A 25,883-nucleotide genomic window follows, 5' to 3' on the forward strand; every position below is an offset into this window, starting at 1 on the left:
CCCGCTCAAGACCAGTGGAGCCGCCGCCATGCAGTCCGACATGCGCGAACTACTGCGCATCGCCGCCCCCACCGCCGCGGTGGGCGCCATCGCCACGCTCGTCGGCGGGCTCGTCGCCGGTGGCGAGGGGGCGATCGGTGCGGCGATCGGCTGCGTGGTCGTGATCGTCTTCATGGCGCTCGGGCTGCTGGCGCTCAACTGGGTCGGCAAGACCATGCCCCACCTGTTCCAGGGCATGGGACTGATGGTCTACTCGGCCCAGCTCGTGCTCCTGCTCGTCTTCATCCTGAGCATCCGGAACACCTCTCTCTTCGATCTTCGGATCTTCGCCCTCTCGCTGGTCGCGGCCGTGGTCACGTGGATCACCACGCAGGCCGTGCTGCACGCGCGGAGCAAGACCCCTTACGTCGACCCCGACGCGGACACCCGGAACCGTCCGGGTGGAGCTGGGGGAGAACGTGACGAGTAGGGCCGGGATAAAGCCGTGTTCGACGTGCTGCTATCGTCCGGTCTCGGTTGCGGTAGTGCGAGCGCGGGCAACAGGGCGATCGCTTGATTCATCGCGAGGCTTCGGGCCCGGCCGCCGCCTCCTCACCGTAAGAACCAGTCCGGTGCCGACCTGCGGCCACCCGCCGCTCCGACACAACGAGGTAGCCGCATCCATGCGCCATGCAGAAGGAGCTCTTGGTGACTGACGCCCAGACGCTCGCTTTCGAGACTGACTGCCACTTGTTCCAGGGATGCGGATTCCAGGCTCCCAGCGTGTGGTCGTTCATCTTCGAGCCGCTCTTCACCATCGGGCCTGTCGAGTTCAACAAGCCCATGCTGCTCGCGATCATCGGAACCTTCCTGATCCTGGCCTTCTTCTGGGCCGGCTTCTCGAAGGCCAAGGTCGTACCCGGCAAGCTGCAGATGGTCGCCGAGGCGCTGTACGACTTCGTCCACCGCGGTATCGCCAAAGAGGTCATCGGCAAGAAGGGCGAGTCCTTCGTTCCGCTGCTGGTCTCGCTGTTCTTCTTCGTCTGGATGCTGAACCTCTGGGCCCTCATCCCGCTCGCCCAGTTCCCGGTCAGCTCCGTCATCGCCTACCCGATCGGCCTGGCCCTGGTGGTCTGGGTCACGTACATGACGGTGACGTTCCGGTCCAACGGATTCGTCGGCGGCATCCGGAACCTCTGCGTCCCGAGCGGTCTGCCGAAGCCGATCTACGTGCTGCTGACGCCGCTGGAGTTCGTCTCCAACGTCTTCGTCCGGCCGTTCACGCTGGCCGTGCGACTCTTCGCGAACATGTTCGCGGGCCACATCCTGATCCTGATCTTCACGATCGCCACCTGGTACATGCTCGGCACCGTCCTGGGCACGGTCTACGCCTCCGCGTCGTTCGTCATGACGCTGGTCATCACGGTGTTCGAGATCTTCATCCAGGGCCTCCAGGCATACGTGTTCACGGTTCTGACCGCCACGTATCTGTCCCAGGCGGTCGAAGAAGCCCACTGAGAACCGTCGGCCTTCCGGCTACGAACCTCAGCTCCCCAGACGCCCGGTGAGAAGACCATTTCCACCGGTCCCCACCAAGAGAAGGAACCACAGACATGTCTGCTGCTTTCGAGACCCTCGCGGCCGTGACCGGCAACGTCGGCACCATCGGCTACGGCCTCGCCGCGATCGGCCCCGGCATCGGCATCGGCATCATCTTCGGTAACGGTGTGCAGGCCATCGCCCGCCAGCCCGAGGCCGCCGGCATCATCCGCCAGAACATGCTGCTCGGCTTCGCCGTCGTCGAGGCCCTGGCCCTGATCGGCTTCGTCGTCCCGTTCATCGTCACGTGATGCAGCAGCCGTAGCCATATTCGACGAAAGGTTCACCATGATGTACCTGGCAGCAGAGAAGGCGCAGAGCCCTCTGTTCCCGGTGTGGCCTGAGATCGTCATCGGCTTGATCTGCTTCGGCATCGTCTTCTTCGTCTTCTCGAAGAAGCTCCTCCCGGTGATCAACAAGACCCTGGACGAGCGTCGCGAGGCGATCGAGGGTGGCATCGAGAAGGCCGAAGCGGCTCAGACCGAGGCTCAGAGCGTTCTTGAGCAGTACAAGGCTCAGCTCGCCGAGGCCCGCCACGAGGCCGCTCGTCTGCGCCAGGAGGCGCAGGAGCAGGGTGCCGTCATCATCCAGGAGATGAAGGCGGAAGGTCAGCGGCAGCGCGAGGAGATCATCGCCGCCGGCCACGCCCAGATCGAGGCCGACCGCAAGGCCGCGTCCTCCGCGCTGCGCCAGGACGTGGGCAAGCTCGCCACCGACCTGGCCGGCAAGCTCGTCGGTGAGTCCCTCCAGGACCACGCCCGGCAGAGCGGCACCGTCGACCGTTTCCTCGACGAGCTCGAGGCGAAGGCCGAGGCCGCCCGATGAACGGTGCGAGCCGCGAGGCACTGGCCGCCGCACGTGAGCGGCTCGACGCGCTGACCGACAACACGTCGGTCGACGCTGCGGCCCTCGCCGACGACCTGGCATCGGTCACCGCGCTGCTCGACCGCGAAGTATCCCTGCGCCGGGTCCTCACGGACCCGGCCCAGAGCGGCGAGAGCAAGGCCGAGCTGGCCGCGCGCCTGCTCAGCGGTCAGGTCAGCGGCGAAGCCGTCGACCTGGTCTCCGGACTCGTCCGGTCCCGCTGGTCGCAGTCGCGTGACCTGGTGGACTCGGTCGAGGAACTGGCCAACACCGCGGACCTCACCGCCGCCCAGCGCGGCGGCGCCCTCGACGACGTCGAGGACGAGCTGTTCCGGTTCGGCCGGATCGTCGGCTCCGACCAGGAGCTGCGCTCCGCGCTCACCAGCCGTACGGCCACGGCCTCCGCCAAGGGCGAGCTGCTCCGCAGCCTGCTCGGCGGCAAGGCGCAGCCGGCCACCGAGCGGATCATCGTCCGCCTGGTGACCCAGCCCCGTGGACGTAGCCTGGAAGCAGGGCTGGACACGCTGTCCAAGCTCGCCGCGGAGCGCCGGGACCGTGCGGTCGCCGTCGTCACCTCGGCGGTGCCGCTCAGCGACCGGCAGAAGCAGCGCCTCGGCGCCGCCCTGGCGAAGCTGTACGGCCGCGAGATGCACCTGAACCTGGACGTGGACCCCGCGGTCCTCGGCGGGGTCTCGGTGCGCGTCGGTGACGAGATCATCAACGGCACCGTCGCGGAGCGCCTCGACGAGGCGACCCGCCGCATGGCCGGCTGACAAGCGCAGCGCAACAGAACAAGCAAGACCAGCGGCCCGGTTGGGCCGTGCAGAAATTGCAGAAGATTCCTGGGGGTCGGCCCCCAGACCCCCTTAAGAAACTTCGGGCCCAACAAGGAGAGCAGGGAACCCAGATGGCGGAGCTCACGATCCGGCCGGAGGAGATCCGGGACGCACTGGAGAACTTTGTCCAGTCGTACCAGCCGGACGCGGCCTCGCGCGAGGAGGTCGGTACGGTCAGCGTTGCCGGCGACGGCATCGCGAAGGTGGAGGGCCTGCCCTCCGCCATGGCGAACGAGCTGCTGAAGTTCGAGGACGGAACCCTCGGTCTCGCCCTCAACCTCGAGGAGCGCGAGATCGGTGCGATCGTCCTCGGCGAGTTCAGCGGAATCGAGGAGGGCCAGCCGGTGCAGCGCACCGGTGAGGTGCTCTCCGTCGGCGTCGGCGAGGGCTACCTCGGCCGCGTCGTCGACCCGCTCGGCAACCCGATCGACGGTCTCGGCGAGATCGCGACCGACAGCCGCCGCGCCCTCGAGCTGCAGGCCCCTGGCGTCATGGTCCGCAAGTCGGTGCACGAGCCGATGCAGACCGGCTACAAGGCCGTCGACGCCATGGTGCCGATCGGCCGAGGCCAGCGTCAGCTGATCATCGGCGACCGTCAGACGGGTAAGACCGCTCTGGCCGTCGACACGATCATCAACCAGCGCGACAACTGGCGCTCGGGCGACGTGAACAAGCAGGTGCGCTGCATCTACGTCGCCATCGGTCAGAAGGGCTCCACCATCGCCTCCGTGCGTGGTGCGCTCGAAGAGGCCGGTGCGCTGGAGTACACGACCATCGTCGCCGCCCCGGCGTCCGACCCGGCCGGCTTCAAGTACCTGGCGCCGTACACCGGTTCGGCCATCGGCCAGCACTGGATGTACCAGGGCAAGCACGTCCTGATCATCTTCGACGACCTCTCGAAGCAGGCCGACGCCTACCGCGCCGTGTCCCTGCTGCTGCGCCGCCCGCCGGGCCGCGAGGCGTACCCGGGTGACGTCTTCTACCTGCACTCGCGTCTGCTGGAGCGCTGCGCCAAGCTCTCCGACGAGATGGGTGCCGGTTCGATGACGGGCCTCCCGATCGTCGAGACCAAGGCGAACGACGTGTCGGCGTTCATCCCGACCAACGTCATCTCCATCACCGACGGCCAGTGCTTCCTGGAGTCCGACCTGTTCAACGCGGGTCAGCGTCCGGCGCTCAACGTCGGTATCTCGGTCTCCCGAGTCGGTGGCTCCGCCCAGCACAAGGCCATGAAGCAGGTCTCCGGCCGGCTCCGCGTGGACCTCGCCCAGTACCGCGAGCTGGAGGCGTTCGCCGCCTTCGGTTCCGACCTGGACGCGGCCTCCAAGGCGGCGCTGGAGCGCGGCAAGCGCATGGTCGAGCTGCTGAAGCAGCCGCAGTACGCCCCGTTCCCGATGGAGGAGCAGGTCGTCTCCGTCTGGGCCGGTACCACGGGCAAGATGGACGACGTCCCGGTCGAGGACATCCGTCGCTTCGAGGCCGAGCTGCTGGAGTTCCTGCGCCGCGAGCGCAAGGACCTCCTGACCGGCATCGCCGAGGGCGGCAAGATGTCCGACGACACGCTGCAGTCGATCGCCGACGCGATCGTCGCCTTCAAGCAGCAGTTCGAGACCTCGGACGGCAAGCTCCTGGGCGAGGGCTGATCGATGGGCGCTCAGCTTCGCGTTTACAAGCGCCGCATCCAAGCCGTCACCGCGACCAAGAAGATCACCAAGGCGATGGAGATGATCGCCGCCTCGCGCATCGTCAAGGCGCAGCGCAAGGTGGCGGCGTCGATGCCGTACGCGACCGAGCTCACCCGTGCGGTGACCGCGGTGGCGACCGGCTCCAACGCCAAGCACCCGCTCACCACCGAAGCCGAAGCGCCGACCCGCGCCGCGGTCCTGCTCGTCACGAGCGACCGCGGTCTGGCCGGCGGCTACTCCTCCAACGCCATCAAGGCGGCGGAGCGGCTGCGGGAGCGCCTTGCCGGTGAGGGCAAGGAGGTCGACACGTACATCGTCGGCCGCAAGGGTGTCGCGTACTACGGCTTCCGCGAGCGCAAGGTCGAGGAATCCTGGACGGGCTTCACCGACAACCCGGCGTACTCCGATGCCAAGAGCATCGCCGCCCCGTTGATCGCGGCCATCCAGAAGGAGACGGCCGAGGGCGGCGTCGACGAACTGCACATCGTCTTCACGGAATTCGTGTCGATGATGACGCAGAACGCGACGGACGACCGGATGCTGCCGCTTTCGCTCGACGAGGTCGCGGAGGAGAGCACCCGCAAGGGCGAGATCCTTCCGCTGTTTGAGTTCGAGCCGTCGGCCGAGGACGTCCTCGACGCCCTTCTGCCGCGCTACGTCGAGAGCCGTATCTACAACGCACTGCTCCAGGCAGCCGCTTCCGAGCACGCTGCCCGCCGCCGTGCGATGAAGTCGGCCACCGACAACGCCGGGGACCTCATCAAGAGCCTCTCCCGGCTTGCCAACGCGGCCCGCCAGGCCGAAATCACCCAGGAAATCAGCGAGATCGTCGGCGGTGCCAGTGCTCTGGCCGACGCGACCGCGGGGAGTGACAAGTAATGACCACCGCTGTTGAGACGGCCGCTGCCACGGGCCGCGTCGCCCGGGTCATCGGCCCGGTCGTCGACGTGGAGTTCCCCGTCGACGCGATGCCGGACATCTACAACGCCCTTCACGTCGACGTGGACGACCCGGCCGAGGCCGGCGCCCGCAAGACGCTGACCCTCGAAGTCGCCCAGCACCTGGGTGACGGCGTGGTCCGGGCGATCTCCATGCAGCCCACCGACGGCCTGGTCCGCCAGGCCCCGGTGACCGACACGGGCACGGGCATCACCGTCCCCGTCGGTGACGTGACCAAGGGCAAGGTCTTCAACACCCTCGGTCAGATCCTGAACGAGCCGGAGGCCGAGGCGCAGATCACCGAGCGCTGGCCGATCCACCGCAAGGCCCCGGCCTTCGACCAGCTCGAGTCCAAGACCGAGATGTTCGAGACCGGCCTGAAGGTCGTCGACCTCCTCACCCCGTACGTCAAGGGTGGGAAGATCGGTCTGTTCGGTGGTGCGGGCGTCGGCAAGACGGTCCTCATCCAGGAAATGATCATGCGTGTGGCGAAGCTGCACGACGGTGTGTCGGTGTTCGCCGGTGTCGGTGAGCGCACCCGTGAGGGCAACGACCTCATCGACGAGATGACCGAGTCGGGCGTTCTGGACAAGACCGCGCTCGTCTTCGGCCAGATGGACGAGCCGCCGGGGACGCGTCTGCGCGTGGCCCTGTCCGCCCTGACCATGGCGGAGTACTTCCGCGATGTGCAGAAGCAGGACGTGCTGCTCTTCATCGACAACATCTTCCGCTTCACGCAGGCCGGTTCCGAGGTCTCCACGCTGCTCGGCCGCATGCCGTCCGCGGTGGGTTACCAGCCGACCCTGGCCGACGAGATGGGTGTGCTCCAGGAGCGCATCACCTCGACGCGTGGTCACTCGATCACCTCGATGCAGGCGATCTACGTCCCCGCGGACGACCTGACCGACCCGGCCCCGGCCACCACGTTCGCCCACCTCGACGCGACGACGGTGCTCTCCCGTCCGATCTCGGAGAAGGGCATCTACCCGGCCGTGGACCCGCTGGACTCCACGTCCCGCATCCTGGACCCGCGCTACATCTCGCAGGACCACTACGCCGCGGCCAGCCGCGTCAAGGGAATCCTCCAGAAGTACAAGGACCTCCAGGACATCATCGCGATCCTCGGTATCGACGAGCTGGGCGAGGAGGACAAGCTCGTTGTCCACCGTGCCCGTCGTGTCGAGCGCTTCCTGTCGCAGAACACCCACGCCGCCAAGCAGTTCACCGGCCTGGACGGTTCGGACGTGCCGCTCGACGAGTCGATCGCCGCGTTCAACGCGATCTGCGACGGGGACTACGACCACTTCCCCGAGCAGGCGTTCTTCATGTGCGGTGGCCTGGACGACCTCAAGGCGAAGGCCAAGGAGCTCGGCGTCTCCTGAGCCTCCGGCTCACCGAGGGGGGTGGGTGTGGTCCCACCCCCCTCACCACGCCCCGTAGAATTGAACCGACACCCGGCCGCGCGGCCGGGTGGTGACCCGAGGAGTCTCCTTGGCTGCTGAGCTGCATGTCGAGCTGGTCGCCGCGGACCGCAGTGTCTGGTCCGGCGAGGCCACGCTGGTCGTCGCGCGCACCACGTCCGGCGACATCGGCATCATGCCCGGTCACCAGCCGCTTCTCGGTGTGCTGGAATCGGGCCCGGTGACGATCCGCACGAGCGAGGGCGGTACCGTCATCGCCGCCGTGCACGGTGGTTTCATCTCGTTCGCCGACAACAAGCTGTCGCTGCTGGCCGAGATCGTCGAGCTGGCGGACGAGATCGATGTCCAGCGCGCCGAGCGTGCGCTGGAGCGCGCGAAGTCGGACGCGGACGCCGCCGCCGAGCGGCGCGCCGAGATCCGTCTCCGCGCGGTGGCGGTGCGCTAGCACCCCCACGGACAGATGTTTTTACTCAGCCGCGGCCCGCGCTGGAGAAATCCAGCCGTGTCGCGGCTGAGGCGATGCAGGTGCAGTTCGGTTCTATTCGGTTCGGTATCCGTTACTCGACGATGCGAGGAGGTCGGTGGAGATGGTCCTCGCGTTGTGGGTGGGCGTATCCGTCATCGTGCTGGTCCTGCTGGGACTGTTCGTCTTCGGTCTGCGCCGGCGGCTGATCCAGCGGTCCGGGGGCACTTTCGACTGCAGCCTCCGCTGGGACGTCTCCGAGGAGCCGGACCCCTCCGGTAAAGGCTGGGTCTACGGGGTCGCCCGCTACAGCGGTGACCGCGTCGACTGGTTCCGTGTCTTCTCCTACGCTCCTCGCCCCCGCCGGGGCCTGGAGCGTTCTGCGATCGAGGTGATCGCCCGCCGCCTCCCGGAGGGCGAGGAGGAGCTCGCGCTCCTGTCCGACTCCGTCGTGCTCGGCTGTCTCCACCGGGGGACCCGCCTGGAGCTGGCGATGAGCGAGGACGCCCTGACCGGCTTCCTCGCCTGGCTGGAGGCGGCACCGCCCGGCCAGCGGGTCAATGTGGCCTAGGAAGTAGCACCGCTGGAAGGGGGTCCCCGGACGAAGTCCGGGGGAGGGCGAACGTCGCGTAGGAGCGGCAAGCGCAGTACGGAGTACGTCGGCGGCCCCGGTCTTCTCGTACCGGGGCCGCCGACGTGTGCGTGCGGGAGCCGGGCTCCCGGCCGTACCCGACCCGTACCTGGGCCCGGACCCGTAGACGTACCCAGCGAAAAGCCGGGGAGACGGGGGGCGGACCCGTCTCCCCGGCGGTTTTCCGGGGTGGTGCTTGCCGTTACGGCGGGGGGATGGCCACCGGTGTTACTGGAGGCCGCCGTGGATCGCGCTCACCAGTTCACCGTTGCTGGTGTCACCGGAGAACTCCCAGAAGAACGCGCCACCCAGGTTCTGGTTCTTGGCCCAGGTCATCTTGGAGCCGATGGTGGCCGGGGTGTCGTAGCTCCACCAGTTGCTGCCGCAGTGGGCGTAGGCCGTACCGGCGATGGTGCCGGTGGCCGGGCAGCTGTTCTTGAGGACCTTGTAGTCCTCGATGCCCGACTCGTACGTGCCCGGGGCCGCGCCGGTCGCCGTGCCGCCGGGGGCGGACTGGGTGACGCCGGTCCAGCCGCGGCCGTAGAAGCCGATGCCGAGGAGGAGCTTCTTGGCCGGGATGCCCTTGGCCTTCAGCTTGGCGATCGCGTCGGCCGAGTTGAAGCCCGCCTGCGGGATACCGCTGTACGAGGTCAGCGGCGAGTGCGGGGCCGTCGGACCCTTGTTCGCCCAGGCGCCGAAGAAGTCGTACGTCATTACGTTGTACCAGTCCATGGACTGGGCGGCGCCCGCGTAGTCAGCGGCGTCGATCTTGCCGCCGCTCGAGGCGTCGGCGGTGATGGCGGCGGTGACCAGGTTGTTGGGGCCGAACTTGGCCCGCATGGCGTCGGCCATCACCTTGATCGCGGCCGGGCCGCTGTTGTCGCAGGTCAGACCGCAGGCGTTGGGGTACTCCCAGTCCAGGTCGATGCCGTCGAAGACATCGGCCCAGCGCGGGTCCTCGACCAGGTCGTAGCAGGACTGGGCGAAGGCGGCGGGGTTCTGGACGGCCTGGCCGAAGCCGCCGGACCAGGTCCAGCCGCCGAAGGACCAGAGGACCTTGATGTGCGGGTACGCGGCCTTCAGCTTGCGCAGCTGGTTGAAGTTGCCGCGCAGCGGCTGGTCCCAGGTGTCGGCGACCCCGTCGACGGACTGGGCGGCGGTGTACGCCTTGTCGTAGTCGGCGTAGGCGTCACCGATGGTGCACTTGCCGTTCTGCACGTTGCCGAAGGCGTAGTTGATGTGCGTGATCTTCGCCGCGGAGCCGGACGTCACCAGGTTCTTGACGTGGTAGTTGCGCCCGTAGACGCCCCAGTTGGTGAAGTAGCCCAGGTTGATCTTGTCACCGACGGGCGGGTCGACGTCGCCGCCGGTGGTGCGCACCGAGACGGAGGCGGAGACCGGACCGAGCTGGTCGGCCGTGTCCCGGGCCTGGACGGCGTAGGTGTAGTCCGTGCCGGCGGTCAGACCGGTGTTGGTGTACGTGGTGCCGGTGACCGTGGCGACCTTGGAGCCGTTGCGCAGGACGTCGTAGTTCTTGACGCCGTTGTCGTCGGTGGCCGCGCTCCAGCTGAGCTTCACCGAGGTGTCGGTGACATCGCTGGTGGTGGGGGTGCCGGGGGCGGAGGGCGGGTTGTCGCCGGGGATGGTCGAGCCGTCACAGGAGGCGCCGTTGAGCTTACAGCCGCTGGGGGCGCCGGGGCCGGAGCCGTTGAAGCCGAAGCTGACGCTGGCGCCGGGGGCTATGTTCCCGTTCCAGCCGAGGTTCTTGGCGGTCCAGCGGTTGCCGGAGCTGGTGACGGTGGCGTCCCACGCGGAGTTGACCCGGGTCCCGGCGGGGTAGTCCCACTCGATGGTCCAGGAGGAGAGCGCCGTGGTGCCGGTGTTCTTCACCGTCCACTGGCCCTCGAAGCCGCTGCCCCAGTCCGACTTCTTGGTGAACGTGGCGGTGGCCGACGTGGCGGCCGAGGCGGGGGAGGCCAGACCGACCATCGCGGCCAGCGGGACGACGAGCGCGGTGAGGCCCGCGACGACCTTGGATCTGCCGCTTCGTGCGGGTATCCATCTGAATCTGGAACGACGCAGGGGGGTATCAGTGCTCAACGGTGCTCCTCGGGTGAGGTCCAGCAAACGGGGGTAATTCGTGGACTGCAAACCCTGCGCCGCCCTGAGTACGGGTGCTCTCGTACTCACCGCAGTGTGTGATGGGTGACACTAGGAAGGTCTGGACCAATCGTCAAGAGGTCTGGACCAAAGATCGGCTCCCCCCGCCGGGGCCGCGATCAGACCCCCAACTCCTGTGCCAGCACGGCCGCCTGGACCCGGCTCCGCAGCCCCAGCTTGGCCAGCAACCTGCTGACGTGCGTCTTCACCGTCGCCTCGGCCATCGAGAGCCGCAGCGCGATCTCCGCGTTCGACAGCCCCTCGCCCAGACACCCCAGCACCTCCCGCTCACGCCGGGTCAGGGCGTCCAGCACCGCCGGATCGGCCGCACTCCCCGTACGTACGTTCCGCGCCCCCGCGAACTCCGCGATCAGCCTGCGGGTCACGGCCGGGGCGATCAGCCCCTCGCCGCCCGCCACCGTCCGCACCGCCGCCAGCAGATCGCGGGCGTCCGTGTTCTTCAGCAGGAAGCCCGACGCCCCCGCCCGCAGCGCTCCGAAGACGTACTCGTCCAGGTCGAACGTGGTCAGCACCAGGACGTCCGCCAGCTCCTCCGCCACCACCTGCCGGGTCGCCGACACCCCGTCCAGCCGGGGCATCTGTACATCCATCAGGACCAGATCCGGCCGGAGTTCACGCGCCAGACGCACCGCCGCCTCGCCGTCCCCCGCCTCCCCGACGACCTCGATGTCCGGCGCGCTGGAGAGGATCAGCACCAGCCCCGCCCGCACCGCCGCCTGGTCCTCGGCCACCACCACTCGGATCGTCATTCCCGCATCTCCCTTTCGCTTACGGGCAGTTGGGCCCGTACCCGCCAGACCTCGGTACCGTCCCCGCCCGGCCGCGCCCCCGCCTCGAACGTTCCGCCGAGCAGCGCCACCCGCTCCCGCATCCCCACCAGACCGGCGCCCGACCCCGGCGCCGTGGGCCCGGGACGGCTCCCGAGCGCACTGGTCACCTCGACCGCCAGCACCTCGTCGGCGAGGTCGAGCCGCACGGTCACCGGGCCCGGCGCCGCGTGCTTGAGCGCGTTGGTCAGGGACTCCTGCACGATGCGGTACGCGGCCAGCTCGACCGGCGTCGGCAGCGCACCGGCGTCCGCCGCCCGGGCGTCCCGGAGCGTGCAGACCAGCCCGCCCGCCGCCCCGTTGACGTTCGTCTGCTCGACGAGCGCGTCCAGCGCGGCGAGCGTCGGCGCGGCGGCCGGGGCGCCGTCCTCACCGCCCTCGCGCAGCAGTCCGATCAGCCGCCGCATCTCCGCGAGGCCCTCGACGCTGTTCTCCCGGATCACCTTCAGGGCACCGCGCGAGGTCTCCGGGTCGTCGATGGACAGGGCCGCCGTGGAGTGGATCGCCACGGCGGAGAGATGGTTGGCCACCATGTCGTGCAGCTCCCGCGCCATCCGGGCCCGCTCCGCGATCACCGCCTGGACCCGGTCCATCTCGGCGAGCCGCGCGGTCTGTTCGGCGGCCAGCCGGGCGGCCTCGGCGGCGGTTCGGTGGCTGCGCACGCTGACCCCGGTGAGCGCGGGGACGAAGGAGACCAGCCCCACGACCAGGCCGATCAGCAGCGCCTCGGGCTTGCGGAACCAGGCGAGGAAGCCGATCGTGGACGCGACGGTGACCAGGAGCGTGGCCACCGGGATGCGGCGGGCGGCGGTCGGGGGGCCGTACAGCACGGCCGCGTACACGAGGTCCGTGAAGAGCACCACGGTCGCCAGGTTGCCCCGGGTGAACTGGTCCGCCAGCAGTGCGCCCGTCCCGATGAGCAGCGCGGTCCGCGGTGCGTTCCGGCGCAGCAGCTCGGCCGATGCCATCACGGTCAGCGGTACGAGGGTGACCCAGGGCGCGGAGAAGAGGCGGCCGTTCTGGGTGTGGAGGCCCAGGAGCCACAGGAGCAGCCCCCCGAGCAGCCCGGAGACGGCGAGGGCCACGGCGTCGCGGTCGGGGCGCATCGAGGTGAACACCCCTCCATCCAACACGCGGCAGCGGTGCCGGGCCTCCCTTCACGGGCCGAGGCGCGGCTACATCGAAGGATGCAGTCGGGTTTCGTCACCGCCGACGACGCCTCCCCGCCCGGCGGACGGGAGGCTGGAGGGGAACGGGAGGAGAGGAACTGTGATCGCCCTACTGGTCGTGGCCTGCGAGGTCGCTTTCTGGGTGCTGCTGGCCACCGGGCTCGCCCTGCGGTACGTCGCGCGGAAGCCGAAGCTCGGCGCTGCCGTGCTGCTCTGCGAACCGCTGCTGGAGGTCGTGCTGCTGGTGGTGACGGCGATCGACCTGAAGAGCGGAGCCGAGCCCGACTGGAAGCACGGACTGGCCGCCGTCTACATCGGCTTCACGGTGGGCCTCGGCCACCACACCGTCAAGAAGGTGGACGCCTGGGTCGCGCACCGCTGGTTCGACGGCCCGCCGCCGGTGAAGCCGCCGAAGTACGGCAGGGCCCGCGCCGTCCACGAGTGGCGCGCCGCCGCCCGCTGGATTCTCGCCGCGGTGGTCGCGCTGGGCCTCCTCCAGGCCGCGATCTGGTACGTCGGCCCGGGCGGCGACATCAGCTCCCTCCAGAGCTGGCAGCAGAAGGCGGCCGCCGTGATCGTGATCAGCCTGATCATCGCCGGGAGCTACACCCTCTTCCCGAAGCAGCCCCCGGAGGGCGCGGACGCGGCGGAACGCGAGCCGGCCGGCCGGATCTAGCGCTCGCCGCCCGGCACCCACAGCACGTCCCCGACCTCCTTGTTCGCGCTCCGCGCCAGGATGAACAGGAGGTCGGAGAGGCGGTTGAGGTAGGTGGCGGTCAGGGCGTTCATCGACTCCCCGTGCACCTCCAGCGCCGCCCAGGTGGACCGCTCCGCGCGCCGGACCACGGTGCACGCCTGGTGGAGCAGGGCGGCCCCCGGCGTACCCCCGGGAAGGATGAAGCTGCGGAGCTTCTCCAGCTCCTCCAGGAACCGGTCGCAGTCCGCCTCCAGCTTGTCCACGTAACTCTGCTCGACCCGCAGCGGCGGGTACTTGGGGTCCTCCACCACCGGGGTGGACAGGTCGGCGCCCACGTCGAAGAGGTCGTTCTGGACCCGTACGAGGACCTTCACCACGTCCTCGGAGAGCTGCCCCAGCGCGACGGCGGTCCCGATCACCGCGTTGGCCTCGTTGGCGTCCGCGTACGCCGCGATCCGCAGATCGGTCTTGGCGGTGCGGCTCATGTCGCCGAGGGCCGTCGTGCCCCGGTCGCCGGTCCGGGTGTAGATGCGCGTCAGATTGACCATGGGCCCAGCGTAGTGAGGCCCCGGCCCCCAACTGCGCGTGGCACGGAGCCGAATGACGCGTCCCGGTGTGATGTCCGTCATTCGAGACGTGACGCGCATCTCTTCACGGCCCCAGCGCCCCCGGCGGGTACTAATCTCCGCCGGAGAGCAAGGTGAACCGCCGTGAACAGACGCCGCAGAGGCGGACAGAGAACAAGGGGTGCGAACGTGGCCAGGAAGCTCGCCGTCATCGGGGCCGGACTCATGGGGTCCGGGATCGCGCAGGTCTCCGCCCAGGCGGGCTGGGACGTCGTGCTGCGGGATGTCACCGACGCGGCGCTGGCCCGCGGTCTGGACGGCATCAAAGCCTCGTACGACAAGTTCGTCGCCAAGGGCAAGCTGGAGGCCGCCGACGCCGAGGCCGCGCTCGCCCGCATCACCACGACCACCGACCTCGACGCCGTCGCGGACGTGGACGTCGTGGTGGAGGCGGTCTTCGAGAAGCTGGAGGTCAAGCACGAGATCTTCCGCGCCCTGGACAAGGTCGTCGGCGAGCACACCGTGCTCGCCTCGAACACCTCCGCCATCCCGATCACCAAGATCGCGGCCGTGACGGAGCGTCCGGAGCGCGTGGTTGGCGTGCACTTCTTCTCGCCGGTCCCGATGATGCAGCTCTGCGAGCTCGTACGCGGCTACAAGACCAGCGACGAAACCCTTGCCACCGCACGGGAGTTCGCCGAGTCGGTCGGCAAGACCTGCATCGTCGTCAACCGGGACGTGGCGGGCTTCGTCACCACCCGGCTCATCTCGGCCCTCGTCGTGGAGGCCGCGAAGCTGTACGAGTCGGGCGTCGCCACGGCCGAGGACATCGACACCGCCTGCAAGCTGGGGTTCGGCCACGCCATGGGCCCGCTCGCCACGGCCGACCTGACCGGCGTCGACATCCTGCTCCACGCCACCGGCAACATCTACACCGAGTCCCAGGACGAGAAGTTCGCCGCCCCCGAGCTGATGCGCCGGATGGTCGACGCGGGTGACATCGGGCGCAAGAGCGGGCAGGGCTTCTACACGTACTGACCGGGTACCGACCGCGTACCGACTCCGGCCGCACCCCTCCCGCCCCGTCGGCGCCCCGCCGGAACGCCGCCGCCGGGGCCGGGGGAGCCGGTGGGGCCGGGGAGTGTACCCGGCCGTGTCCGGTCTCCGGCGAACCGGCTTCACTCCACCGAGTGAATTCGGTATCGGTTCGCTTACAGACGGCAACTTCCCTGTCGCCGCGGCAGTCAGTTGTGGAAGAGAAGAAGAACAGACAGACGGACCTCGCTACGGAGCAACCGCAGGGGAGCACATATGCATATCAGGGGCGACCACGCCGAGCTGGTCGTCGGGGGCCGCCTCGACGTCCGAAGCGCGGCGGACGCCCGTACGGTCCTCCACTCGGCCGTCGACGACGGAGTCGGCGATCTCGTGCTGGACCTGACCGAGCTGAATTCCTGGGACGCCACCGGACTCGGCGTCATCATGGGGGCCCACCGCCGGGCCGGCCGGGCCGGACGCCGTCTCGTGCTGCGCGGCGTTCCGCCGCAGATGCAGCGCCTCCTGGTGGCCACCCGGCTGCACCGCATCCTGGCGATCGAGGGCGGGATCGCCGCCGACTCGCTGCCGCGCGTCTGAGCCGGGCGGAACGGACGAGCGGACCGGACCGACGGACCCGGCGGGCGGAACAGGCGGGCGGAACAGGCCGTGCGGACCGAGCGGACGGACCGTACGCGGAACGGGCCGACCGGCTCTGCGCGGAACGGGCCCACGGACCGTACGCATCGAGTGGACGGACCGTACGCGGACCGTCCTCGGCGGCAGAAGGCGTGCAATCCTCACCGGAATGTGACGTCCCGGACGGCATGGCACCCCGCCCGCGCGTGGATACTGTGCGAAGGTCTAGGGTTCGGGCCGTCTGCCCCATGACACCCACCCGTGGCAGACACCGGACCGGAAGCGACAGCGAGGCGTGCGAGGCCGGAGGGGCAACCGAGCGCGACGCGTCTGGGGGACTTGTTGATGGACCCGACACACCAGGGGCCGGAAGAGTACGGGCAGCACCCTGAGGGCTCCGACGGCTCCGACGGCCGACGCAGGCCGTCCCGGGAGTCCAACGCCGCCGACTTCGGGCAGCCCGCACCGCAGCAGGTCCGCGTCGTCCAGCTCACCGCGGGCGACCTCCTGCTCACGGTCAACCCCGTCGACGGCAGCGAGGTCGAGGCCATACCGCCCGGCGCAGAGCCCGGCGTACCCGTCCGCCGCACCCCCGCCGAGCGCGCCGACCACGAGCGCGCCGGCGCACCGCCCGTCCCGGCGGGCCCGCCCGCCCCGCAGCTGCCCCTGCTGGAGCGCCAGGAGGAGCGCGAGCGGCTGGTGGGCCTGCTGGCCCGGGGCCGCAGCGTCCGCCTCACCGGCCAGGCCGGCTCCGGCCGGACCGCCCTGCTGGACGCCGTCGCCGCCGACTGCGCGGACCTGGCCCCCGACGGCGTCGTACGGCTCAACGGCCACCGCCGCACCGCCGCCGACCTGCTGTACGGCCTCTTCGACGCGGTCCACCACGCCCCGCTGCACCGCCCGGCCCCCGAGGAGCTGCTCGGCCTCGTCCGCTCGGTGGGCGCCGTCGTCGTCATCGACGACCTGGAGCTCGGCGGGGCCGCCCTCCACGAGCTCCTGGAAGCCACCCCCGAGTGCGCCTTCCTCCTCGGCACCGCCCCCGACCTCACCGCCCCCGGCGCCGAGACCCGCCTGGAGGAGGTCCTCCTCGCCGGGCTCGGCCGCTCCGCCTCCCTCGAACTGCTGGAGAAGGTCGTCGAGCGCCCCCTCACCGAGGAGGAGCGGAACTGGGCGGGCGACCTCTGGTTCGAGTCCGAGGGGCTGCCGCTCCGCTTCGTCCAGGCCGGATCGCTGCTGCGCCAGCGCGACCGGCTCAACACCGACCCCACCGCCTTCGACGAGTACGACTACTTCGAGCCACGCCCGGACGACGCGCCCCCGGTCCCCGAAGCGCCCACCCCCGAGACCCTGGACGTGCCGCTGCCGAGCCTCGGCGAGGGGGCCGCGCCCGCCGTTCTGCTCGCCTCCCGGCTCAGCGAGGCGGCCCGCGAGACCCTGCGTTTCACCGTCGCGCTCGGCGGCGAGGTGCCCCACCAGGCCCATCTGCCGGCCCTCGTGGGCGACACCCACGCGGACGCCGCCCTCGGCGAGCTGGCCGGCTGCGGACTGCTCTCCCCGGCCGGGCCCCGTTACCGGCTCGCCGCCGGTGTCCTCGCCCAGCTGGAGGCGGGCGGCTACGCGGACACCGCCGCCGCCCACGCCCGTACGGCCGCCCAGCACTACGCCTGGTGGATCTCGCACCCCTCGGTCACCCCGCAGCGGGCCGCCGCCGAGGCCGACGCCGTCATCGCCGCCATGGGCCGCCTCGTCCCCGACGGCGAGGCGGGCCAGGCCAGCGCGGCCGTCCTGCTGGCCCGCAGCGCCGCTCCCGCCTTCGCCGCCGGGCTGAGCTGGGGCGCCTGGGAGAAGGCGCTCAGGGCGGGCCAGGAGGCCGCCAGGATCGCCGGGGAGGTCGCCGAAGAGGCGTACTTCCACCATGAGCTGGGTGTCCTCGCGCTCTGCTCCGGCAACCTCGACCGGGCCCGTACGGAGCTGGAGACCGCGATCTCCATGCGCGGCGCCCTCGCCGACAAGTCCGGGGCGGTGGCCGGACGCCGGGCCCTCGCCCTGGTCACGGACCGCTCCGGCTGCCTCGCCCCGTCCGCCCGGTCCCAGGCGGGCGATGACATCCCCGCCGTGCACCAGGACTTCCCCGGTACGCCGCCGGGCGGGTTCCCGGGCCCGTCGCTGTTCGCCCGGCCGGAGCAGCCGGTGTCCGGGTGGCCGGAGGTGGTGGAGGACCCCACGGTGGTCGCCCCGCCGGTCGCCGCCTCCGCCCCGGAGCGGACCGGCGGCGGGCGCGTGGTCCTGGGCGGTGCGCGGCGCAACCTGGCCGCCGCCGGGGCGGGCGCGCTGCTGGTCGGGGTGCTCGGCACGGTCGTCGCCCTCGGCCTCGCCGCGAACGACCCGGACGCGCCGGGCAGCCGCAACGTCACCACCGAGCAGTCGGCCACCGAGGGGGCGACCGACGACGGGCTCCCCGCCGACGAGCCGGACGAGGGCCCCGCCCCGGACGCCTCCACCCCCGGCGACGAGGCGCCCACGGCCCCCGCCTCCTCGGAACCGGTGGCGCCCAGCACCTCAGGCTCGCCCTCGCCCGGGCCCTCGTCGCCGGGCGGTTCGTCGCCGGGCACGGAGGCGCCGTCGAGCACGCCGCCCACCGAGAACCCGACCTCGGACGGGCCGTCCTCGAGCGGGAAGCCGACCACGCCGACGGAGCGGCCGACGACTCCGCCCCCCACACCGCCGACGACCCCGCCCACCGAGACGCCGACGACCCCGCCCACCGAGACGCCCACCGAGGAGCCCCCGGGCGAGCCGGACACCTCCACCTCCGCCAGCGGCCCCGCCGAATCGGCCAGCGCCAGTGCCAGCGCCAGTACCGATGCCGGTGACCCGGCGGCGGGCGACGACCCCACCGAGGCGTCGGCCTGACACGCGGCAGCCGGGCAACTCCCAACAGGCGTAAGCCGGACGCCCCGTGACACACGGAAGCCGGGCACCCCTCCGTACAGAGGGGTGCCCGGCTCCGGTCGTTCAGGGGCAGGGGCAGGGGCAGGGGCAGGGGCAGGGGCGGGGGCGGGGGCGGGGGCGGGGGGGTGGGACAGGCGCTCAGAACAGGCGCAGCTTGTCGTCCTCGATGCCGCGCATCGCGTCGTAGTCGAGCACCAGACAGCCGATGCCCCGGTCGGTCGCGAGCACGCGCGCCTGCGGCTTGATCTCCTGGGCGGCGAAGACGCCCTTGACCGGTGCGAGATGCGGGTCGCGGTTGAGCAGCTCCAGATAGCGGGTCAGCTGCTCCACCCCGTCGATGTCACCGCGCCGCTTCAGCTCCACGGCCACCGTCGCCCCGTTCGCGTCGCGGCAGAGGATGTCCACCGGGCCGATGGCGGTGGGGTACTCACGGCGGATCAGGGTGTGGCCCTCGCCCAGGATCTCGATCCGGTCGGCGAGCAGCTCCTGAAGGTGCGCCTCCACGCCGTCCTTGATGAGCCCCGGGTCGACGCCCAGCTCGTACGAGGAGTCGTGGAGGATTTCCTCCATCGTGATGATCAGTTTTTCGCCCGCCTTGTTGACCACCGTCCAGACCCCGGCCTCGTCGCCGGTGCCCTCCTTCAGAGTGCACGGCGGGGACATCCAGTTGAGCGGTTTGTACGCCCGGTCGTCGGCGTGGATCGAGACGCTCCCGTCCGCCTTCACCAGGATGAGACGAGGGGCGGAGGGCAGGTGGGCTGTGAGCCGGCCCGCGTAGTCCACGGAGCAACGGGCGATGACGAGACGCATGGTCGGCAACGCTACTCGAAGACGGGGTCCCGACGCGATTTCCCCATCCGTCGACCCCTGTCACTGGGCTCCCACCGCGAAGCGCCGAAGCGGGCTTGCCCCTCTTTGCGCACCTTCGCCAGTGGCCGGTTGTGTTCCCAATCTTCTGGTGCGGCCCCGACCGCGCCCTTACCGTGGATGCAGGAGGTCGCCGCCCGTGCACGCTGCGTCGTCGCCCTTCTTCCCTGCCCGTAAGACCCCGGTCACCGTCCGGGGTCGCGAGAGGAGAACCCATGTCGCTCGACGTCTCACCGGCACTGTTGGAACAGGCCGAGCGAGGCGAGGTCGACGAAGCCGACTTCGTCGACTGCGTCCGGACCTCCCTGCCTTTCGCATGGGAGATGATCAGCTCTCTGGTGGCTCAGCTGAAGGTCGACGGCGGTCAGTTCGCCGACAACCAGACGCCGCCGCCGGACGAGCAGGCACGTGGTCAGCTGCTGCGCGCGCTGGCGAGTGACGCGATACGCGGCGCGCTCCAGCGGCACTTCGGAGTACGTATCGCCTTCCAGAACTGCCACCGCGTCGCGGTGTTCCCGCTGGACGCCTCGGTCGACGACCGGCTGGCCAAGTTCACCTCGGTGAGGGGCCAGTTGCTCAACCAGTCGCCCGAACTACGGGACTGCTGAACGCTTCTGCTGCCGCTTCGGGCCGCGGGAGGTGCAACTGGCTCCGGGGCGGCAGCTCCCGTACCACCGCACCACGTTCCACGCGAGGTCGTCCCATGCACAGGCGCAGGTCAGGTGAGCAGCGGCAGCACGTCCGCGCCCAGGCGCCGCACGTTCTCCTCGGTCGCCGCGAGATCGCCGGACCCCTCCACCAGCAGGGCGAAGCGGGTGATGCCGGTCCGCTCGGCGGTGGCCGCGAGCCGGTCGGCGGCCAGCCGCGGCGGGCCCACCGGATGCAGCCCGCACAGCAGTTCCGTGTACGCCACCGGGTCCCGCATCACGCGGTGCCTGCCGTCGACCGTGACATGCGCGTCCAGCCCCTGGCGCAGCCAGCCGGGCATGGTCTTGACGAGCGTCTCCGTCGCCGCCCCCGGCCCGTCCTCGATCTGGGCCACCCCGGCGGACACATGTGCGGCCCCCTCGACCACCTCCGGCGGATGACCGGCCTCCCGGGCCGCCGTACGCCACAGGGCGACCATCTCCGCCTTCTCCTCGTCCCCGCAGTGCATGCCCAGCAGCATCGGCAGCGCCCGGGCCGCGGCCAGCCGTACGGTCGTGGGGGAGGTGCACGCCACGATCACCTCCGGCCCCTCCGAGGGGCCCTCGGCCGGTCCTTCCAGCAGTTCGTCCGCGCGCGGGACCACCGCCACCTCGCGGAAGCCGAACCGCTCCCCGCGCCCGGCGACCCTCGGCTCCCGCAGCCAGTCGAGCAGCAGCTCCAGCGCCTCGGGGAAGCCGTTCTCGTACGCGTCGAGACCGCCGCCGAAGACCTCCAGGTCCACCCAGGGACCGCCCCGGCCCACCCCGAGCGAGAACCGTCCGCCGCTGGTCAGATGCAGCAGCGCGGCCTGCTCTCCGAGGGCCACGGGGTGGTGGCTGGGCAGCACGCTGACGGCCGTGCCGACCCGGATTCTGCGCGTCCGGCCCAGCAGCAGCGCGGCCAGCGTGGTGGCGGACGGGCAGACCCCGTACGGCACGAAGTGGTGCTCGGCCAGCCAGACCGAGTCGAGCCCGGACTCCTCCGCCGCCTCGGCGGACCGGACGGCCCGGTGCAGGGCCTCACCCGGCCCCTGACCCGGGAACTGGGCTGCCAGAACGAACGTTCCGATGCGCATCGCTGATTGCCTCCTCGCGGCCCGACGCGTGTCTCCCCCACTGGCAACAACGTCTGACACGTGCCAAAGGCACGGTCCGGGGCGAAGTTGTTGCGATTTTCCGCTAACTCACTCCCGGGCCGGATCGTGATCGCCCCCGGCGCCGGACCGTGATCGCTCCCGCGCCGGGCCGCGCCGCCCGTCCCACCCGGCACCTGCCCCCGGCGGCAGCCTCTAGGCTTGTTGCCACCGTGCCCGAACCGCCCCCGTGAGGTGTCCCGTGTCCCCGCGCCGCAACCGCCCCCGTGGCGGCGACCGTCCCGACGAACATCCCGGTACGGCCCCGGGGCGGTACGGCGGGGGAGGGGCCACCGAGAGCTGGCAGGGCGAGGAGTGGTCGGTGCGCCCGGTGAGCGGGGCGAGCGCCCAGGGCAAGCGGTACCGCTGCCCCGGCTGCGACCAGGAGATCCCCTCCGGCGTCCCGCACCTCGTCGCCTGGCCCGAGTTCGGCGGCATCGACGACCGCAGGCACTGGCACAAGGCGTGCTGGAACGCGAAGGACCGCCGCACCACACGGGTGCAGCGGTCCAGGAACGCACCGCGCCACTGAGCGCCGGAGGTCCCGTTCCGGACGTCCAGCCTCAGACGTTCCGCCTCGGACGTTCCGGCTCAGACGTCGCGCCGGTCCAGCAGCAGATAGGCGCCGCCCATGGCCACGGCCGCGATGCCCAGCATCAGCAGCAGCGGCTCCCAGCCGGAGGGGCCGGACTCGGTGACCGTCGAGCCGTACAGCGCGCCGAGCTGGTTGGGGATCGAGTACTCGAAGAGGAAGCGCTGAAGTCCGCGCAGGCTCTCGGCGAACATGAACAGCGCGAGGACCAGCGGCAGCAGCACCACGGCGATCATGATCGTGATGGCGCCCGCCGAGTGCCGGATGATCGCGCCGACCGCTAGCGACACCAGGCCGAGGGCCGCGATGTAGAGCCCGACGCCCACCGTGGCGCGCAGCCACACCGAGCCGGTCCCTTCGCTGCCTCCGCCGCCGCCCAGGATCGCCGTCTGGATCACCGCGACCACCGTGGCGGTCACCGTGGTGATCACGAAGGTCAGCAGGAAGAAGACGATCGCCTTGGCCGTCAGCACCCTGGCCCGGCTCGGGCACGCCGTCAGCGTCGTACGGATCATCCCGGTGCTGTACTCGGAGCCGATGGTCAGCACGCCGAGGGTGATCACGCAGATCGAGCCCAGCAGCACCCCGAAGAAGCCGAGGCCCACGACCGGCTCGCCCGCGAGATCGGTGTCGGCCGCGGAGATGAGCAGCGCGGACATCAGGCCGATCGCCATCATCAGCACGATCATCACGCCCAGCGTCCACAGCGTGGAGCGCACGGAACGGATCTTCGTCCACTCCGAGGCGATCGCGTCGCCGAGCGTGGCGCGGCGGATCGGGATAGGCGACTGGTAGGAGACCGGCAGACCGTGACCGTGCGGCAGGTTCGGCTGCGGGTGCTCGTGGGCCTGCTCGGCGGCCGGCGTCGTCATCGGGGGTCCTCGCTGGTCTGCTGCTCCCCGGCGCGGTCGGCGGGGGAGGGCTCGGGGGTGGACGTGGGGGCGGGCGCGGGCGCGGGCGGGACGGGTGCCGCGTACGGGTTCTGTCCGACCGGCGCGGCGGCCGGTCCGGAGGCCGCGTACGGGTTCTGTCCGGGCGGCGGCGGGGCGTACCAGCTCTGCTGGGCCGCCTCCGCGGGCTGGAGCGGCCCGGGGCCCTGCTCGGCCCCGTAACCCCCGTAACCGCCCTGAGCGCCCCCGTAGGGCCCCTGCACGGGCTCCAGGAGCCCTGCCTTGGCGTCGTCCGTCGAGCGGTAGTCCACGACGCCCTGCGTCATCCGCATGTACGCCTCCTCCAGCGACGCCCGGTGCGGCGACAGCTCCCAGAGCCGTACGTCGCACGCGTGGGCCAGGTCGCTGATCCTCGGCAGCGGCAGGCCGGTGACGCGCAGAGCGCCGTCCGGCTCGGACAGCACACCGCCGCCCGCCTCGATGAGCGAGGACGTCAGCTTCTCGCGCTCCTCGGGGGCGTTCTCGGGAACCCGGACCCGGGCGAAGTCGGCGGAGTTCGCCGAGATGAAGTCGGTGACGCTCATGTCGGAGAGCAGCCGGCCGCGCCCGATCACGATCAGATGGTCCGCGGTGAGGGCCATCTCGCTCATCAGATGGCTGGAGACGAAGACCGTGCGCCCCTCGGACGCCAGCGTCTTCATCAGGTTGCGGACCCAGTGGATGCCCTCGGGGTCCAGGCCGTTGACCGGCTCGTCGAAGAGCAGCACCTGCGGGTCGCCGAGCAGCGCCGCCGCGATCCCCAGCCGCTGCCCCATCCCCAGCGAAAAGCCGCTGGAGCGCCGCTTGGCGACGTCCTGGAGGCCGACGACCCCGAGCACCTCGTCCACCCGCCTGGCCGGAATCCCGGCCAGCTGGGCGAGCGACAGCAGGTGGGTGCGGGCGGTCCGCCCGCCGTGCACGGCCTTGGCGTCCAGCAGCGCGCCCACCTGGCGCGGCGCGTTCGGCAGGCTCCGGTAGGGGTGCCCGCAGACCGTCACATGGCCCGCCGTCGGCCGGTCCAGGCCGAGGATCATCCGCATGGTCGTGGACTTCCCCGACCCGTTGGGACCGAGGAAGCCGGTGACGGCCCCCGGCCGCACCTGGAAGGAAAGGTCGTCCACGGCCGTCTTCGCGCCGTAGCGCTTGGTCAGGCCGACTGCCTCGATCATTCTCCAGCCCCATCGACTCACTCTGTGGTCGGGGCCCCGGCCGCCCGGCCGCACACCCCCCGTAAGAGTTAGGAGGATAACCAGGCGCTGACGGTTCCGGCCAAGTTGCGTACGGGCTGCGAGCGGGCCGTTACGGGGTTCGGCGTCCCGGCCGCTGCCTCACGCGTCCCGGTTCTTCAGGACCAGGTAGCCGCCGATCACCGCGGCCGCCACCCACGCGACCATGATCCCGAGCCCGCCCCACGGCCCGTAGGGCGCCGGGTCGCTGCCCATCGCCTCGGGGACGACCTGCATGATCTTCGACCCGGCCTGGTCGGGGAAGTACCGGATGACGTCCTTGGCGTACGGCACCGCGGTCAGGATGCTGGAGATCAGCAGGAAGAACGGGATCAGGATGCCCATCGACAGCATGGAGCTGCGCAGCATCGCCGTGACGCCCATGGAGAAGATGGCGATCAGCCCCATGTAGAGGCCGGCGCCGACCACCGCGCGCAGCACGTTCTCCTCGCCGAGGGTCGTTCCCCGGTCGCCCAGCAGGGCCTGGCAGAGGAAGAACGAGACGAAGCTGGTGAGCAGGCCGACCAGGAGGGCCAGCACCCCGGCCACGGTGATCTTGCTGAAGAGGAGCGTGCCGCGCTGCGGGACGGCCGCCAGCGAGGTGCGGATCATGCCGGAGCTGTACTCCGTACCGACCACGAGCACCCCGAACACGATCATGGCGAGCTGGCCCAGCACCGTACCGGAGAAGCTGACGAGCGTCGGGTCGAAGGTGAGCCGCTCGGCCTCGGGGAGGTCGTCGAACGTGGCGTTCAGCAGAGCGGCGATGCCCGCGCTCATGGCGACCGTGACGGCGAACGCGCAGATGAGCGTCCAGGTGGTGGAGGAGACCGTACGGATCTTGGTCCACTCGGAGTTCAGGACAGCGGGTACCGAAGCCATCGTCGTCACGCCCCCTCGTTCGCGGTGCCGGAGGTGTTGGAGGTGCCTGCGGTGCCGTCGGCGGACGCGGTGCCGTCGCCGGACGCGGGGGAGGCGGTGCCTCCGGTGCCTCCGGGCTGGTCCCAGCCCTCGCCCCAGGCCGCCCCCGCCACCGGGGGCGGTGGTGCCCCGCCCGGTCCGGAATGGGCGTGGTACTCCACGGAGGATGCGGTCATCTGCATGAACGCCTCTTCCAGGGAGGCCCGCTGCGCGCTCAGCTCGTGCAGCACGACCTGGTGACGGGCCGCCAGTTCACCGAGCTCCTCGGTGGTGGCGCCGTCGATCTCCAGGACGCCGCCGTCCGCCTCGACGGCGGTGAAGCCCCCCTGGCTCAGGGCGTCGCGCAGCTGCTCCTGCTGCGGTGAGCGCAGCCGTACGTAACTGCGGGAGTTCTCCTGGATGAAGTCCGCCATCGAGGTGTCGGCGAGCAGCCTGCCCTGGCCGATCACGATCAGATGGTCCGCCGTCAGCGCCATCTCGCTCATCAGGTGGGACGAGACGAAGATGGTCCGGCCCTCGGCGGCGAGCGCCTTCATCAGGTTGCGAATCCAGTGGATGCCCTCGGGGTCCAGGCCGTTGACCGGTTCGTCGAACATCAGGATCTCGGGGTCGCCCAGCAGGGCGGAGGCGATGCCGAGGCGCTGGCCCATGCCGAGGGAGAAGCCCTTGGACTTCTTCTTCGCGACCGCGCTCAGACCGACGGTTTCGAGGACCTCGTCGACCCGGCTGCTCGGGATGCGGTTGCTCTGCGCCAGACAGAGCAGGTTGTTGTACGCGCTCCGGCCGCCGTTCATCGACTTGGCGTCGAGCAGCGCCCCGATGTACTTCAGCGGTTCCTGGAGTTCGTGGTACGGCTTGCCGTCGATCCGCACCGTACCGCTGGTGGGGTTGTCCAGATCGAGCATCATCCGCATGGTGGTGGACTTGCCCGCCCCGTTGGGGCCCAGGAAACCGGTCACCATGCCGGGTCTGACCTGGCACGTCAGATGGTCGACGGCAACCTTGCTGCCGAATCGCTTGGTCAGTCCCTCGAGCTCGATCATGCG

At 70.6% G+C, this 25,883-nt stretch carries 26 protein-coding genes; 16 read left to right on the top strand and 10 right to left on the bottom strand.

Going from position 1 to position 25,883, the window contains the following annotated elements:
- The first annotated feature begins 28 nt into the window (after positions 1 to 28).
- The 10 genes from B7C62_25770 (at position 29) to B7C62_25815 (ending at position 8,357) form a co-directional block, all read left to right on the top strand.
- The gene (locus B7C62_25770; protein ID ARF75276.1) at positions 29 to 469 is read left to right on the top strand and encodes a hypothetical protein; all 441 of its coding nucleotides are present in this window, start codon (positions 29 to 31) and stop codon (positions 467 to 469) included.
- 200 nt (positions 470 to 669) lie between these two features.
- A complete protein-coding gene (locus B7C62_25775; GenBank protein ID ARF75277.1) occupies positions 670 to 1,497 on the top strand; it encodes an ATP synthase F0 subunit A in 828 nt (275 codons plus the stop codon).
- A gap of 95 nt (positions 1,498 to 1,592) precedes the next feature.
- Positions 1,593 to 1,829 carry an ATP synthase F0 subunit C gene (locus B7C62_25780; protein ID ARF75278.1) on the top strand — a complete coding sequence of 79 codons (237 nt, stop codon included), beginning with the start codon at positions 1,593 to 1,595 and terminating at the stop codon, positions 1,827 to 1,829.
- A gap of 37 nt (positions 1,830 to 1,866) precedes the next feature.
- Positions 1,867 to 2,403: a F0F1 ATP synthase subunit B gene (locus B7C62_25785; protein ID ARF75279.1), complete on the top strand. Its 537-nt coding sequence runs from the start codon at positions 1,867 to 1,869 to the stop codon at positions 2,401 to 2,403.
- Entirely contained in the window at positions 2,400 to 3,215 is an 816-nt protein-coding gene (locus B7C62_25790) for a F0F1 ATP synthase subunit delta (protein ARF75280.1), read from the top strand. The genes B7C62_25785 and B7C62_25790 overlap by 4 nt, the downstream gene beginning before the upstream one ends.
- Before the next feature lie 134 nt (positions 3,216 to 3,349).
- Positions 3,350 to 4,921 carry a F0F1 ATP synthase subunit alpha gene (locus B7C62_25795; GenBank protein ARF75281.1) on the top strand — a complete coding sequence of 524 codons (1,572 nt, stop codon included), beginning with the start codon at positions 3,350 to 3,352 and terminating at the stop codon, positions 4,919 to 4,921.
- A 3-nt stretch (positions 4,922 to 4,924) separates the two neighbouring features.
- Entirely contained in the window at positions 4,925 to 5,842 is a 918-nt protein-coding gene (locus B7C62_25800; protein ID ARF75282.1) for a F0F1 ATP synthase subunit gamma, read from the top strand.
- Positions 5,842 to 7,284 (top strand): F0F1 ATP synthase subunit beta, encoded by a 1,443-nt coding sequence (locus B7C62_25805; protein ID ARF75283.1) that lies wholly within the window; start codon positions 5,842 to 5,844, stop codon positions 7,282 to 7,284. The genes B7C62_25800 and B7C62_25805 overlap by 1 nt, the downstream gene beginning before the upstream one ends.
- A 109-nt stretch (positions 7,285 to 7,393) precedes the next feature.
- On the top strand, positions 7,394 to 7,768 hold the full coding sequence (locus B7C62_25810) for an ATP synthase F1 subunit epsilon (protein ARF75284.1): 375 nt from the start codon (positions 7,394 to 7,396) through the stop codon (positions 7,766 to 7,768).
- A 142-nt stretch (positions 7,769 to 7,910) separates the two neighbouring features.
- Positions 7,911 to 8,357 carry a hypothetical protein gene (locus B7C62_25815; protein ID ARF75285.1) on the top strand — a complete coding sequence of 149 codons (447 nt, stop codon included), beginning with the start codon at positions 7,911 to 7,913 and terminating at the stop codon, positions 8,355 to 8,357.
- A 288-nt stretch (positions 8,358 to 8,645) separates the two neighbouring features.
- Here the strand turns inward: B7C62_25815 and B7C62_25820 are convergent, their stop codons facing one another.
- The 3 genes from B7C62_25820 to B7C62_25830 form a co-directional block, all read right to left on the bottom strand.
- Positions 8,646 to 10,517 (bottom strand): chitinase, encoded by a 1,872-nt coding sequence (locus tag B7C62_25820; GenBank protein ID ARF75286.1) that lies wholly within the window; start codon positions 10,515 to 10,517, stop codon positions 8,646 to 8,648.
- Positions 10,518 to 10,696: 179 nt separating this feature from the next.
- On the bottom strand, positions 10,697 to 11,347 hold the full coding sequence (locus tag B7C62_25825) for a DNA-binding response regulator (protein ID ARF75287.1): 651 nt from the start codon (positions 11,345 to 11,347) through the stop codon (positions 10,697 to 10,699).
- The gene (locus B7C62_25830; protein ARF75288.1) at positions 11,344 to 12,543 is read right to left on the bottom strand and encodes a two-component sensor histidine kinase; all 1,200 of its coding nucleotides are present in this window, start codon (positions 12,541 to 12,543) and stop codon (positions 11,344 to 11,346) included. The genes B7C62_25825 and B7C62_25830 overlap by 4 nt, the downstream gene beginning before the upstream one ends.
- Before the next feature lie 151 nt (positions 12,544 to 12,694).
- Here B7C62_25830 and B7C62_25835 point away from each other — a divergent pair, with 151 nt between their 5' ends.
- On the top strand, positions 12,695 to 13,270 hold the full coding sequence (locus B7C62_25835) for a hypothetical protein (GenBank protein ID ARF75289.1): 576 nt from the start codon (positions 12,695 to 12,697) through the stop codon (positions 13,268 to 13,270).
- Here the strand turns inward: B7C62_25835 and B7C62_25840 are convergent.
- Positions 13,267 to 13,839, bottom strand: coding sequence for an ATP:cob(I)alamin adenosyltransferase (locus B7C62_25840; protein ID ARF75290.1), 573 nt, complete (start codon positions 13,837 to 13,839; stop codon positions 13,267 to 13,269). The two genes, B7C62_25835 and B7C62_25840, sit on opposite strands and share 4 nt — an antisense overlap.
- Before the next feature lie 207 nt (positions 13,840 to 14,046).
- Between B7C62_25840 and B7C62_25845 the strand changes: the two genes are divergently transcribed.
- From B7C62_25845 to B7C62_25855, 3 genes are all read left to right on the top strand, one after another.
- Entirely contained in the window at positions 14,047 to 14,895 is an 849-nt protein-coding gene (locus B7C62_25845; GenBank protein ARF75291.1) for a 3-hydroxybutyryl-CoA dehydrogenase, read from the top strand.
- Between the two features lie 273 nt (positions 14,896 to 15,168).
- Complete coding sequence (locus B7C62_25850) at positions 15,169 to 15,492, top strand: anti-anti-sigma factor (protein ID ARF75292.1); 324 nt, start codon at positions 15,169 to 15,171, stop codon at positions 15,490 to 15,492.
- Between the two features lie 384 nt (positions 15,493 to 15,876).
- Positions 15,877 to 18,444, top strand: a complete 2,568-nt coding sequence (locus tag B7C62_25855; protein ID ARF75293.1) for an AAA family ATPase — start codon at positions 15,877 to 15,879, stop codon at positions 18,442 to 18,444.
- Positions 18,445 to 18,621: 177 nt separating this feature from the next.
- Here the strand turns inward: B7C62_25855 and B7C62_25860 are convergent, their stop codons facing one another.
- Entirely contained in the window at positions 18,622 to 19,293 is a 672-nt protein-coding gene (locus B7C62_25860; GenBank protein ID ARF75294.1) for an endonuclease, read from the bottom strand.
- A gap of 272 nt (positions 19,294 to 19,565) precedes the next feature.
- Between B7C62_25860 and B7C62_25865 the strand changes: the two genes are divergently transcribed.
- The gene (locus B7C62_25865; GenBank protein ID ARF75295.1) at positions 19,566 to 19,958 is read left to right on the top strand and encodes a hypothetical protein; all 393 of its coding nucleotides are present in this window, start codon (positions 19,566 to 19,568) and stop codon (positions 19,956 to 19,958) included.
- A gap of 110 nt (positions 19,959 to 20,068) precedes the next feature.
- On the opposite strand, the gene B7C62_25870 is transcribed toward B7C62_25865, so the two are convergent.
- Positions 20,069 to 21,112 (bottom strand): monooxygenase, encoded by a 1,044-nt coding sequence (locus tag B7C62_25870; GenBank protein ID ARF75296.1) that lies wholly within the window; start codon positions 21,110 to 21,112, stop codon positions 20,069 to 20,071.
- A gap of 259 nt (positions 21,113 to 21,371) precedes the next feature.
- Here B7C62_25870 and B7C62_25875 point away from each other — a divergent pair, with 259 nt between their 5' ends.
- Complete coding sequence (locus B7C62_25875) at positions 21,372 to 21,701, top strand: ATP/GTP-binding protein (GenBank protein ID ARF75297.1); 330 nt, start codon at positions 21,372 to 21,374, stop codon at positions 21,699 to 21,701.
- A gap of 59 nt (positions 21,702 to 21,760) precedes the next feature.
- Here B7C62_25875 and B7C62_25880 read toward each other — a convergent pair whose 3' ends face one another.
- From B7C62_25880 to B7C62_25895, 4 genes are all read right to left on the bottom strand, one after another.
- On the bottom strand, positions 21,761 to 22,633 hold the full coding sequence (locus B7C62_25880; protein ID ARF75298.1) for an ABC transporter permease: 873 nt from the start codon (positions 22,631 to 22,633) through the stop codon (positions 21,761 to 21,763).
- Entirely contained in the window at positions 22,630 to 23,859 is a 1,230-nt protein-coding gene (locus B7C62_25885) for an ABC transporter ATP-binding protein (protein ID ARF75299.1), read from the bottom strand. Before B7C62_25885 ends, B7C62_25880 begins: the two co-directional genes overlap by 4 nt.
- A 159-nt stretch (positions 23,860 to 24,018) precedes the next feature.
- Positions 24,019 to 24,798, bottom strand: coding sequence for an ABC transporter permease (locus B7C62_25890; GenBank protein ID ARF77374.1), 780 nt, complete (start codon positions 24,796 to 24,798; stop codon positions 24,019 to 24,021).
- A 5-nt stretch (positions 24,799 to 24,803) separates the two neighbouring features.
- Positions 24,804 to 25,880: a multidrug ABC transporter ATP-binding protein gene (locus B7C62_25895; protein ID ARF75300.1), complete on the bottom strand. Its 1,077-nt coding sequence runs from the start codon at positions 25,878 to 25,880 to the stop codon at positions 24,804 to 24,806.
- Positions 25,881 to 25,883: the final 3 nt, after the last annotated feature.

The organism is Kitasatospora albolonga, assembly GCA_002082585.1.
Classification (GTDB): domain Bacteria; phylum Actinomycetota; class Actinomycetes; order Streptomycetales; family Streptomycetaceae; genus Streptomyces; species Streptomyces stephensoniae.